General features: G+C 56.8%; 9 protein-coding genes. 5 read left to right on the forward strand and 4 right to left on the reverse strand.

Annotation, left to right across the window (positions count from 1 at the left end; all coding sequences use genetic code 11):
• Positions 1-128 precede the first annotated feature (128 nt).
• Complete coding sequence (locus AC3IUE_RS15140) at positions 129-653, forward strand: DUF4946 domain-containing protein (RefSeq protein ID WP_191623506.1); 525 nt, start codon at positions 129-131, stop codon at positions 651-653.
• Between the two features lie 174 nt (positions 654-827).
• On the opposite strand, the gene AC3IUE_RS15145 is transcribed toward AC3IUE_RS15140, so the two are convergent.
• Both AC3IUE_RS15145 and AC3IUE_RS15150 read right to left on the reverse strand, forming a co-directional pair.
• Positions 828-1,190: a histone-like nucleoid-structuring protein, MvaT/MvaU family gene (locus AC3IUE_RS15145; RefSeq protein ID WP_008155126.1), complete on the reverse strand. Its 363-nt coding sequence runs from the start codon at positions 1,188-1,190 to the stop codon at positions 828-830.
• A 366-nt stretch (positions 1,191-1,556) separates the two neighbouring features.
• Positions 1,557-2,429, reverse strand: coding sequence for a LysR family transcriptional regulator (locus AC3IUE_RS15150; protein WP_489268464.1), 873 nt, complete (start codon positions 2,427-2,429; stop codon positions 1,557-1,559).
• A gap of 78 nt (positions 2,430-2,507) precedes the next feature.
• On the opposite strand from AC3IUE_RS15150, the gene AC3IUE_RS15155 reads away from it, so the two are divergent.
• Together AC3IUE_RS15155 and hppD are read left to right on the forward strand one after the other, a co-directional pair.
• Positions 2,508-3,452, forward strand: a complete 945-nt coding sequence (locus AC3IUE_RS15155) for a DMT family transporter (protein WP_489268853.1) — start codon at positions 2,508-2,510, stop codon at positions 3,450-3,452.
• Between the two features lie 252 nt (positions 3,453-3,704).
• Positions 3,705-4,781 carry a 4-hydroxyphenylpyruvate dioxygenase gene (gene hppD, locus AC3IUE_RS15160; protein WP_046047435.1) on the forward strand — a complete coding sequence of 359 codons (1,077 nt, stop codon included), beginning with the start codon at positions 3,705-3,707 and terminating at the stop codon, positions 4,779-4,781.
• 64 nt (positions 4,782-4,845) lie between these two features.
• Here the strand turns inward: hppD and rarD are convergent, their stop codons facing one another.
• Both rarD and AC3IUE_RS15170 read right to left on the reverse strand, forming a co-directional pair.
• Positions 4,846-5,733: an EamA family transporter RarD gene (rarD, locus tag AC3IUE_RS15165; RefSeq protein ID WP_056740099.1), complete on the reverse strand. Its 888-nt coding sequence runs from the start codon at positions 5,731-5,733 to the stop codon at positions 4,846-4,848.
• A gap of 234 nt (positions 5,734-5,967) precedes the next feature.
• Entirely contained in the window at positions 5,968-6,981 is a 1,014-nt protein-coding gene (locus tag AC3IUE_RS15170) for an aldo/keto reductase (protein WP_489268467.1), read from the reverse strand.
• 264 nt (positions 6,982-7,245) lie between these two features.
• On the opposite strand from AC3IUE_RS15170, the gene AC3IUE_RS15175 reads away from it, so the two are divergent.
• Complete coding sequence (locus tag AC3IUE_RS15175) at positions 7,246-9,531, forward strand: YVTN family beta-propeller repeat protein (RefSeq protein WP_489268469.1); 2,286 nt, start codon at positions 7,246-7,248, stop codon at positions 9,529-9,531.
• Positions 9,532-10,005: 474 nt separating this feature from the next.
• Entirely contained in the window at positions 10,006-12,276 is a 2,271-nt protein-coding gene (locus tag AC3IUE_RS15180; RefSeq protein ID WP_489268471.1) for a beta-propeller fold lactonase family protein, read from the forward strand.
• Positions 12,277-12,318: the final 42 nt, after the last annotated feature.

Here is a 12,318-nt window from a genome sequence, read left to right on the forward strand (position 1 = left end):
AGTGGGGCTAACGAATGGCGACAATGATACGCAAGGGCTCGGACATCACCAAACCCAAAGCGTCGGCTATTGCCTGACAGACGGGCGAGGCTCAGACTTTACGGTTCAATCCGTGAGTGTTCAGTGCAATGATTCGTTTCTGTAAATCGATGGTCGTCCTGATCTGTGTGCTTTCAGGTGTTAACAGCGCTCACGCAGACGAGCCAGTCATGACCTGGCCCAACGGCTGGGAGGTCGAAGCCGTCCCGCAAGATGATGCCAACGCCCAGGTATCCCGCCAGCGCGCGGTGAAAAACGATCAGGGCGGCACGCCGGTAATGGTGATGGAGTTGACCATGACTCAGGTGGAAAGTGGTCATCAGGTGAATCTGCAGGGCGTATTGCTGGAGATGCGCAAGTCGGTGCAGAAGGACTTCTTTCAAGGCGGTTATCAAAGTGTCTGCAACAAGATTCACCCGACGACGTTGAGCCGCTTATCAGCGCTGGAAACTACCTGCACGATCACGCAGAACGGAAGGCATGTGCTCTCTCAAACATTGGTTGCCGCCGTGGATGGCGATAAGGCCTATGTTCTTTCCTACGCGGGGCAGGCTGAGGTTTATAAAGCAAGTCAGGATGAAATAGACGCGGCCCGTAACAGCTTGAAACTTTAGTTAAAGATTTCAATGGCTACCGGTTTCAGCGCATTCTGAAATTTTTAGATACCCAAACGGATTAAGCACAAAGTTATTCAGCAAGTAGCGAGTTGATCGACGCCAATCGTTGCATTTAGAAGGCGTCCATGAAAAAGCCCTGCATTGGCAGGGCTTTTTTGTCACCGCGAGTGCTTAGCCACGCAGCCAGGAATCAACGGTAGCTGCACCGTATTGTTCCTTCCAGGCTTTCAGGCCGCGGTGGTTGCCACCCTTGGTTTCAATCAGTTCACCGGTGTGCGGATTCTGATAAACCTTGACCACGCGAGCGCGGCGGGTTTTAGGCGTGGCCTGTTGCAGACCGGATTTTGCCGGGTTCGGATCGAGAATGGCGATGATGTCGCGCAGGCTCTTGCCGTAGGTTTTCATCAGCCCCTGGAGCTTTTCTTCGAATTCGATTTCTTTCTTGAGCCCGGCATCATTCTTCAGGGTTTCCAGCTGCTTGAGCTGCTCTTGAAGGGCCTTTTCAGCTGCACGAAATTCAGCGAGTCTGGACAATATCTTTACTCCAATAGTGTGTTTGGCTGATACCAACCGCAAACAAAGCTATAAGCCAAGAGCCTTGAAGCGACTCGGTGATAATGGCTCACCTGCCAATCTAGCGCAGGCATGAAAAATTGTAGTAGTTAATTGGCCAAGAGTAAATCCTGTCTTTTTCTTCATGTAACAACAGTAGTCTTTTGATTCAAATTGGGGTGCGATCTCCTTGTCTCGTCGCTGAGCGTCGCTAGTTAATGGTGACTTAATGCGTTAATGAAGTCCGCGCCGGGCATCGACCGGCCGAATAGATAACCTTGCAAGAAGTTCACGCCGTGGGTGGTCAGGTAATCACTTTGCTCCACTGGCCCTCGGTTAGTGTGCCGCTTAGCGGTAGTTCAGGCGCTCGGCCAGTTTGATAAAAGCCAGCGTCGCGGGTGATGACTGGCGCTGGTCGAGCACCGCCAGACCAACCTGGCGCGTGACCGGTGGCGACAGTGGTTTTTTTACGTAGCGACCGTCGCGATCATCGGGCAATGAGCTTTCGGCGACGACCGTCAGCGCATCGCCTCGGCCAACGGTGTCCAGCGTACTCAGTAGTTGCGAACAGCGATAACGGATGTTCGGTGTCAGCCGAGCGGCACTGAACAGTCGCGACACCAGTTCCGACGAACCGGCCTCGGTCAATACAAAGGGGTCGTTGCACAAATCGCTCAGGGTCAGGCTGTCGCGACGGACCAGCGGATGATCGACGGGCAGCAGCGCGACCATTTGGTCTTCGATCAGCGCAAAGGTGTCGAACCGCTCCTCGGGCAATACCACGAAGCCGATATCGATCCGCCGCTCCTCCAGCCACTGGATCACCTGTCGGTCCGGGCCTTCATCTATATGGACCTCAATGCCCGGGTGGGCCGCGCGGTAGTGCTGCAGGATCAGCGGCAGCAGTTTGATCGATGAGGTCGGGCCAAACGAGCCGATGCGCAACGTGCCGCGTTTCATTCCGCGAGCATCGGCCGCTTCCTGGCGCAAGGTGTTGGCCAGGCCCAGCATCGCCCGGGCGCGCAGCAGAAGCTGTTGGCCGATGTCGCTGAGTTCGACCCGGGATTGATGCCGGCGCAGCAGCTCCACGCCCAATTCCTGTTCCAGCGACTTGAGGGCATGAGAGACCGCGGATTGGGAAATCCCCAAGCGATTGGCTGCCGCGGTAAAACCGTGAAGCTCGGCGACCAGAGAAAAGATCTCGAGTTGGGTAAGGGTCATGAGTGTTTACTCATTTTACGATGAGAAGGTATTAGTCGAATGATACGTCATCTCCCCGATTTCTCGTTCTGGAAACCTATGACGACCTGTGAGCAGAGCCTGTCCAACCCTTCGGATGTCCCGGTTTATCTGAAACTGGCTGCCGTCACCATGATCTGGGGCGGCACCTTTGTCGCCGGGCGGTTTTTGGCCGACAGCCTCAGCCCCTTGTTTGCCGCCAGCCTGCGATTCTTGCTGGCCAGCGTGGCGTTGCTGGTGTTTCTGCTACTGGCCCGCGTGCCCCTCGCAAGGCCCAGCCCCAGGCAATGGCTGCAATTGGCGCTGCTGGGTTTTTTCGGGATCTTTTTCTACAACCTGTGCTTCTTTTATGGGCTGCACTACATCAATGCCTCACGGGCGTCATTGATCGTGGCGTTGAACCCGGCCGTGATCGGGCTGGCGTCGTGGCTGTTGTTCAAGGAGCGCTTGAGTCGAGCAAAAGTTGTCGGAATTGCGATCTGTATTGCCGGAGCGAGCCTGGTGATCGTCAGTCGCAACCCGCAATTGCTGGCCGGTAATGCTGACGCCTGGATCGGCGATCTGTTGATCTTCGGCTGTGTGCTCGGCTGGGGCGTTTATTCGCTGTTCTCCAAAGATCTGAACCAGACGCTAGGCCCGGTGCAAACGGTGACGTACTCGATTCTGTTGGGAACGCTGATGCTGTGGGTGACCAGTGCTGTTCGCGGTGAGTTGAGTGTTGCTGCACTCGCCAGCCTCGGACCAACGCAATGGTTGAGCCTGATGTACCTGGGCGTATTGGGTTCGGCGCTGGCCTATATCGGCTATTACGACGGCATTCGCAAAATCGGCGCGACGCGTTCAGGCGTGTTCATCGCCCTGAACCCGCTGACTGCGGTGATCCTCGGTGCGCTGTTGTTGGGCGAGCAGTTGACCCTGGCGATGTGCCTGGGAGGAGGGCTGATCCTCGCGGGGATTTTCCTGTGCAACAAACCCCTTGCGCGAGCAGGGAAAAAGGGGATTTGATACAGAAGGCGGACAAACCTATTTACGCTGTGTAGAATCGGGTTACGCATATAAGAATAATCGTCTTCTGGCAGCAGAAGCCTCGCCCGCAATAGCCTTGGGTCGACAATGAAGAGTTTTGGGTTTCAATTGATCTACGGTGACTTCCTCGCCCGCAGCGTGCGGGGCATCTCCTGCGCGCCACCCGCCGGTCTCAGCATTGCTAGCAACTAACGATCCGTTAATTGACAAGAAAATGATGAGGCGCCAACCATGGCAGATTTATACGAAAACCCAATGGGCCTGATGGGCTTTGAATTCATCGAATTCGCATCGCCAACCCCGAACACCCTGGAGCCGATCTTCGAGATCATGGGCTTCACCAAGGTCGCGACCCACCGTTCCAAAGACGTGCACCTGTATCGTCAGGGCCAGATCAACCTGATCCTCAATAACGAACCGCACAGCGTTGCTTCGTACTTCGCGGCCGAGCACGGTCCGTCGGTGTGCGGCATGGCGTTCCGCGTCAAGAATGCCCAGCAGGCGTTTGCCCGGGCTCAGGAACTGGGCGCTCAGCCAATTCATATCGAAACCGGCCCGATGGAACTGAACCTGCCAGCGATCAAAGGCATCGGCGGCGCGCCGCTGTACCTGATCGACCGTTTCGGCGAAGGCAGTTCGATCTACGACATCGACTTCGTATTCATCGAAGGCGTTGACCGCAACCCGGTCGGGGCTGGCCTGAAGATCATCGACCACCTGACCCACAACGTGTATCGCGGTCGCATGGCCTACTGGGCCAACTTCTACGAGAAGCTGTTTAACTTCCGCGAGATCCGTTACTTCGACATCAAGGGCGAGTACACCGGCCTGACCTCCAAGGCCATGACCGCCCCGGACGGCATGATCAAAATCCCGCTGAACGAAGAATCGTCCAAGGGTGCCGGGCAGATCGAAGAGTTCCTGATGCAGTTCAACGGCGAGGGCATCCAGCACGTTGCCTTCCTGACCGATGACCTGATCAAGACCTGGGATCACCTGAAAAGCATCGGCATGCGCTTCATGACCGCGCCGCCGGAAACCTATTACGAAATGCTCGAAGGTCGTTTGCCGAACCACGGCGAGCCGGTTGATCAACTGCAATCGCGCGGCATTCTGCTGGACGGTTCGTCCGAGTCCGGCGACAAGCGTCTGCTGCTGCAGATCTTCTCGGAAACCCTGATGGGCCCGGTGTTCTTCGAATTCATCCAGCGTAAAGGCGACGATGGTTTCGGCGAAGGCAACTTCAAGGCGCTGTTCGAATCCATCGAGCGCGACCAGGTTCGTCGTGGTGTGCTCTCCACCGACTAAGCCGTTTCAGATGTAAAAAAAGCCCGGTCAGCAGCAATGCTGACCGGGCTTTTTCGTGCCGGTCCTACATCGATTTCCGTCGATGCCGGACCAGATGTTTGAACCCTTCGAACACCAACACCACAACAGCCAACCAGATCGGGATGTAGGTCAGCCACTCACCGGGCTTGATGCTTTCCCCCAGCAGCAACGCGACGCCGAGCAACAGCACCGGTTCGACATAGCTCAACAACCCGAACAGGCTGAACGGCAACAACCGGCTGGCGATGATGTAGACCACCAGCGCCGATGCGCTAATGACGCCGAGCAACGGGATCAGCAGTGATAACCACGGGTGTTGATCGAACACGGCGAAACCTTGATCACCGCCCTGAACGAACCAGAACGCCACGGGCAACATCAAGGCCATGTCCATCCACAAACCGCCGAGGTTGTCGGTCGCCAGTCGTTTGCGCAGGATGAAGTAGAGCGGATAACCAATGACGACCAGCAAGGTCGCCCAGGAAAAGCCGCCGACCTGATACAGCTCGTTGAGCACACCGAGGGAAGCAAAAAACACGGCAACCTTTTGCAGGTAAGACAGTCGCTCGCCATAGGCGAACCGCCCGGTCAGCACCATGGACAGCGGCAACAGGAAGTAGCCCAGGGACACGTCGAGGCTATAGCCGTTGAGCGGCGCCCACATGAATAACCAGAGTTGCAGGCCAAGCAGCGTCGCGGAAAGGATCAGGCCGGCGAGCAATTTTGGTTGGCCAACCAGCCGCCGAAAAAGGGCGACCACGCGTTTCCATTCACCGGAGACCACCATGAACACCGTCATGCATGGCAGGGTCAGCAGCATGCGCCAACCGAAGATTTCCACGCCGCTCAAAGGCGTGAGCAACGAAGTGTAGTAATACATAACGGCAAACAGCACCGAGGCTGAAACCGATAGAGCGATACCTTTAGACAAACTGTCCTCGCGAAGCTGAACGTGAAACGGGTGCGGAGGATACGTGGTTTTTGTGCTGAATATTGTCCGATCGATCAACACCGACCCACTGTGGGAGCGGGCTTGCTCGCGAAGAGGCCTGCACATTCAATATCAATGTCGACAGATACACCGCTTTCGCGAGCAAGCCCGCTCCCACATTTGACCGTGATCGACATCAGAACCCTGTGGGAGCGAGCCTGCTCGCGATCAATCTCAAGCCGAACGCGATTTGCGTCCCGACACAAAGTGGCTCACATCATTAAACCCCGGCGTCGACGCATGCCCAGGCACAACCAGCGAATCAATAAACGCCTCATCCTCAGCCGTAATCTTCACCGCCTGCGCCTTGGTGTAGGCATCCCATTGTTCTTCAGTGCGCGGCCCTACGATGGCCGAGGTGACGGCGCTGTTGTTCAGCACCCAGGCGATGGCGAATTCCACGATGCCCACGCCGCGACCTTGGGTGTACTGCTGGATCTGCTGAGCAATGCGCAATGATTCGACGCGCCATTCGGTTTCCAGAATGCGTTTATCGGCGCGGCCGGCGCGGCTGTTGGCATCCGGCTTCACGTCCGGCGCGTATTTACCGCTGAGCACACCACGCGCCAGCGGACTGTAAGGCACCACGCCCAGGCCATAGTTTTGCGCGGCAGTGATCTGCTCGGTTTCCGCCTGACGGTTGACGATGTTGTACAGCGGCTGACTGATCACCGGCCGGTCGACGCCCAGTTGATCGGCCACGCGAATCACCTCGGCGATGCGCCAGCCACGGTAGTTCGACAAACCCCAATAGCGAATCTTGCCCTGACGAATCAGATCGCCAATCGCCGACACCGTCACTTCCAGCGGCGTGTTGTGGTCTTCGCGGTGCAGGTAATAGATGTCGAGATAGTCAGTGCCCAAACGCGTCAGGCTGGCGTCGATGCCATTGAACAGGTGCTTGCGGTTCAGGCCGCTGCGGTTCGGAACGCCGTCCACCGGGCCGAAACCTACCTTGGTCGCCAGCACCCATTCATGGCGGTTACCGGCAATCGCTTCGCCGACGATCTCTTCGGAGCGGCCGTTGGTGTAAACGTCCGCAGTGTCGATGAAATTGATGCCCTGATCCCAGGCCTTGTCGATGATCCGCAGGGAATCTTCGGTGCTGGTCTGTTCGCCGAACATCATGGTGCCCAGGGTCAGGGTGGAAACCTGTAAACCCGAATGACCCAGCGTGCGGTAGCTCATGACGAAATCCTTTTACCGATGGGAGAAAGGCTCAATCAAATACCAGAACGGTGGGGCGGGGCAATCTGATTTATCGACGAAGCGCCTGGCAGCACTTTTGCCCAGAAACGGTCGGGCGCTTCAACACCTCGAATGAAGGGCGGGGTAACCACTCGTCGCCACTGTCAGATTTGACAGTAGCCGCTCGTTAATAATTTCGCGTTACATCACCCCAGCTGTTCCTGATTCCGCTTCCGTGAACTCAGTGTCCCTGGAGATAGTGCGATGGAAAACGAACACACGATTGACCTCTTTTCGCTGACACTGCCTTACGCGCCAAAAATGGTCGAGTTGGTGCCCCCCGACTCCGTGGCGCACGGCGGTGCTTCCATTGCTCATGCCACTGCGGTTGATGGTTTTAGCGTGATTTTGTTTGCCTACATTGGGCAGACAGAAAATGACCTGATCACGCTTTATCTGAACGATGAATTTGCAAATGAAGTGACCATCGCTAAAGGCAAGGAAAGTGAAAACACAACGCTGACCATTCCCTCCGAACGTTTTCAGAGGGGCCCCAACAACATCAAATTTGGTGTCAAACGCCCCTCCCAAAATGAAGAGTTCACCAAGGACCTGATTCTGCTCTACCGCAGTTCCCCACCGGGTGACGTTCCGCCGGTATTGGCCATTAACGTCAGTCACGAGAGCATTGGTGCCGATCAGGCGGACGATGTGTCGGTGACCGTGACCTACAAAAATGCCCAGTGGTATGACCGTATTTTTGTCGATTGCAATGGCGTTGTGGTCAGGCATCAATTAGTGCCGGAGGTTGAACCGCCAGTCTCCGCGGCACCGCAAACCGTCGTTATTCCGATTGCCCGAGAGGTGTTGGAACAAGGTGGGGATGATTCAGATTTTACGTTCAAGTTTCGGGTGGTCGATAATTTGACCAATCCGAACGGGCCACCGACCTGGTCGGATATTGTTAATGCGGATGTTCATCTCGATCGTATAACGCTGGCAATGCCAATACTTCGAGAAATCCTGACCGAGAACAATGACGACCCGGCCATCGTCGATCTCGCCAAGCTGAACGGCGGGCCATTGTGGGCCTTGATTCATCTGATCGATGAGATCTGGGACGTGGAGGATAAGATCCACCTGACGTTCACCGCTCTGGTGAATGGCAGTCCGGTTGCCACCCATGACAAAACTCTGCCAATTGAACAGGTGCCGGGGCAATTCTTTTGGGACATACCCAACAGCAAGGTCATTGCCGACAGCGTGGTGACGGTGATCTATGAGCAGGTCAGAAGTGGCAAGGTCATTGCCACGTCCAAAACGGCGACGGCGCAGGTGACGGGTGAGGCCGCAGGACAGCATGGCGTGCCGACCTTCACCAACGCGCCCTACACCATCGCCCCGGCTGGCCGGCTGAAGAACGTTGAGTTGCTTCTCAGTACCAGCAATAACACCCCCATCCCCGGGGGCAAGCTCAGTCTGATTCTCCCGCCCGACTTTAGGTACGACGATGGCGGCAGCGGCCAGCGCGACTTCATCGCCGACGCTGTCGGCAGGCTCAGTGTCAGCCGCGTCAAAGGAACTCTCATCCCCGGCTCTTACAGTCTGAGCGCCACCAGTGGTGCTCAGGTCGCCAACGCAACCGTAACCGTTACGGGGCTGGGGCCGGTCGGTAGCATCACGGTCGGGAACACTCCGAAGAGGGTTACCGTCAGCCCGGACGGTACCCGCGCTTATGTTTGCAACTATGGTAGCCACACGATCTCGGTGATTGATACGGCGACGAATCAAGTCCTGACAGACATCCGGGTCGTGATCTCTCCGTGGGACGTTGCCGTCAGCCCGGACGGTACCCGCGCTTATGCCTGCAACTCTACACACGACACGGTCTCGGTGATCGATACGGCGACGCACCGAGTCCTGACGAGCATCCCGGTCGGGGACGGTCCGACGGGGATCGCTGTCAGCCGGGACGGTACCCGCGTTTATGTCAGCAACTATGCTGACCACACGGTCTCAGTGATTGATACGGCGACAGATCGAGTCCTGACGACCATCCAGGTCGGGATCAATCCGAGGGAGGTTGCCGTCAGCCCGGACGGTACCCGCGCTTATGTCTGCAACTGGAGTAGCCGGACGGTCTCGGTGCTTGATACGGCGACGAATCAAGTCCTGACGACCATCCCGGTCGGGAACTATCCGTACGGGATCGCGTTCAGCCCGGACGGTACCCGCGCTTATGTCAGCCACAATCACAGCCACACGGTCTCGGTGCTTGATACGACGACGGATCGAGTCCTGACGGACATCCCGGTCGGGAACGCTCCGTCCGAGATCGCTGTCAGCCCGGACGGTACCCGCGCTTTTGTCTGCAACTTTGGTAGCCACACGGTCTCGGTGATTGATACGGCGACGAATCAAGTCGTGATGAACATCCCGGCCGGGAACTTTCCGTTCGGGATCGCTATCAGCTCGGACGGTACCCGCGCTTATGTCAGCAACCACGGTACCAACCAGGGTAGCCACACGGTCTCGGTGATTGCGGTCTAATCAGGGCCTCCATTTGCCGGTCTCGAGTCAAGGCTAAATGTCCACATACCCTGCGGTTCCAAACTGCAGGGTGTTTCCCTCGCCAAACCCGATCGGTTGAACCCGTCAAACCCGTTTCCTCATCGGAAAAGGAGAAAAGGGGACGCATTCCCACGCCCAGTCAGGGTGGAAACCTGTAAACCCGAATGACCCAGCGTGCGATAGCTCATGACGAAATCCTTTTACCGATGGGAGAAAGGCTCAATCAAATACCAGAACGGTGGGGCGGGGCAATCTGATTTATCGACGAAGCGCCTGGCAGCAATTTTTGCCCAGAAACGGGCGGGCGCTTCAACACCTCGAATGAAGGGCGGGGTAACCACTCGTCGCCACTGTCAGATTTGACAGTAGCCGCTCGTTAATAATTTCGCGTTACATCACCCCAGCTGTTCCTGATTCCGCTTCCGTGAACTCAGTGTCCCTGGAGATAGTGCGATGGAAAACGAACACACGATTGACCTCTTTTCGCTGACACTGCCTTACGCGCCAAAAATGGTCGAGTTGGTGCCCCCCGACTCCGTGGCGCACGGCGGTGCTTCCATTGCTCATGCCACTGCGGTTGATGGTTTTAGCGTGATTTTGTTTGCCTACATTGGGCAGACAGAAAATGACCTGATCACGCTTTACCTGAACGATGAATTTGCAAATGAAGTGACCATCGCCAAAGGCAAGGAAAGTGAAAACACAACGCTGACCATTCCCTCCGAACGTTTTCAGAGGGGCCGCAACAACATCAAATTTGGTGTCAAACGCCCCTCCCAAAATGAAGAATTCACCAAGGACCTGATTCTGCTCTACCGCAGTTCCCCACCGGGTGACGTTCCGCCGGTATTGGCCATTAACGTCAGCCACGAGAGTATCGGTGCCGATCAGGCGGACGATGTGTCGGTGACCGTGACCTACAAGAATGCTCAGTGGTATGACCGTATTTTTGTCGATTGCAATGGCGTTGTGGTCAGGCATCAATTAGTGCCGGAGGTTGAACCGCCAGTCTCCGCGGCACCGCAAACCGTCGTTATTCCGATTGCCCGAGAGGTGTTGGAACAAGGAGGGAACGATACGGATTTCACCTTCAAGTTTCGGGTGGTCGATAATTTGACCAATCCGAACGGGCCACCGACCTGGTCGGATATTGTTAATGCGGATGTTCATCTCGATCGTATAACGCTGGCAATGCCAATACTTCGAGAAATCCTGACCGAGAACAATGACGACCCGGCCATCGTCGATCTCGCCAAGCTGAACGGCGGGCCGTTGTGGGCCTTGATTCATCTGATCGATGCGATCTGGGACGTGGGGGATGAGATCCACCTGACGTTCACCGCTCTGGTGGATGGCAGTCCGGTTGCCACCCATGAACAAACTCTGCCAATTAAACAGGTGCCGGGGCAATTCTCTTGGGACATACCCAACAGCAAGGTCGTTGCCGACAGCGTGGTGACGGTGATCTATGAGCAGGTCAGAAGTGGCAAGGTCATTGCCACGTCCAAAACGGCGACGGCGCAGGTGACGGGTGAGGCCGCGGAGCATGACGTGCTGACCTTCACCAACGAGCCCTACATCATCGCCCCGGCTGGCCGGCTGAAGAACGTTGAGTTGCTTCTCAGCACCAGCAATAACATCCCCATCCCCGGGGGCAAGCTCAGTCTGATTCTCCCGCCCAACTTTAGGTACGCCGATGACGGCAGCGGCCACCGCGACTTTATCACCGACGATGCCGGCAGGCTCAGCGTCAGCCGCGTCAAAGGCGCTCTCGTCCCCGGTTCTTACAGCCTGAGCGCCACCAGTGGTGCTCAGGTCGCCAACACTACCGTAACCGTTACGGGGCTGGGGCCGGTCGGGAGCATCCCGGTCGGGGACGGTCCGCTCGGGATCGCTTTCAGCCCGGACGGTACCCGTGCTTATGTCTGCAACCAGATTAGCCATACGGTCTCGGTGATTGATACGGCGACGAATCGAGTCCTGACGAACATCCCGGTCGAGAGCGATCCGGAGGGGGTTGCCGTCAGCCCTGACGGCACCCGCGCTTATGTCTGCAGCTGGAGTAGCAACACGGTCTCGGTGATTGATACGGCGACGAATCGAGTCTTGACGACCATCCCGGTCGAGGGCATTCCGAGGGGGGTTGCCGTCAGCCCTGACGGTACCCGCGCTTATGTCAGTACCAGTGCTAGCCACGGGGTCTCGGTGATTGATACGGTGACGAATCGAGTCCTGACGACCATCCCGGTCGGGGACGAACCGATCGGGGTTGCCTTCAGCCCGGATGGTACCCGCGCTTATGTCTGCAACCATGCTAGCTTCACGGTCTCGGTGATTGATACGGCGACGAATCGAGTCCTGACGAACATCCAGTTCGGGAACACTCTGGCGGGGGTTGTCGTCAGCCCGGACGGTACCCGCACTTATGTCTGCAACTCTGGTAGCACCACGGTTTCGGTGATTGATACGGCGACGGATCGAGTCCTGACGAACATTTCGGTCGGGAACCGTCCGTGGGGGGTTGCCATCAGCCCGGACGGTAGCCGCGCTTATGTCTGCAACGTGCATAGCCACACGGTCTCGGTGATTGATACGGCGACGAATCGAGTCCTGACGAACATTCCGGTCGGGAACACTCCGGGCGGGATCGCCATCAGCCCGGACGGTACCTGCGTTTATGTCTGCAACACTGGTAGCGCAACGGTCTCGGTGATTAGGGTCTAATCAGGGACACCCATTAGCCGATCGCGAGTCAACTAAATGTCC

It is taken from the genome of Pseudomonas sp. GL_093 (assembly GCF_057837605.1).

Excerpts from the sequence above, each read along its gene's own strand:
- AC3IUE_RS15140 (WP_191623506.1), top strand. The coding sequence starts at position 129 with ATGATTCGTTTCTGTAAATCGATGGTCGTCCTGATCTGTGTGCTTTCA.
- AC3IUE_RS15150 (WP_489268464.1), bottom strand. The coding sequence starts at position 2,429 with ATGACCCTTACCCAACTCGAGATCTTTTCTCTGGTCGCCGAGCTTCAC.
- AC3IUE_RS15155 (WP_489268853.1), top strand. The coding sequence starts at position 2,508 with ATGACGACCTGTGAGCAGAGCCTGTCCAACCCTTCGGATGTCCCGGTT.
- hppD (WP_046047435.1), top strand. The coding sequence starts at position 3,705 with ATGGCAGATTTATACGAAAACCCAATGGGCCTGATGGGCTTTGAATTC.
- AC3IUE_RS15170 (WP_489268467.1), bottom strand. The coding sequence starts at position 6,981 with ATGAGCTACCGCACGCTGGGTCATTCGGGTTTACAGGTTTCCACCCTG.
- AC3IUE_RS15175 (WP_489268469.1), top strand. The coding sequence starts at position 7,246 with ATGGAAAACGAACACACGATTGACCTCTTTTCGCTGACACTGCCTTAC.
- AC3IUE_RS15180 (WP_489268471.1), top strand. The coding sequence starts at position 10,006 with ATGGAAAACGAACACACGATTGACCTCTTTTCGCTGACACTGCCTTAC.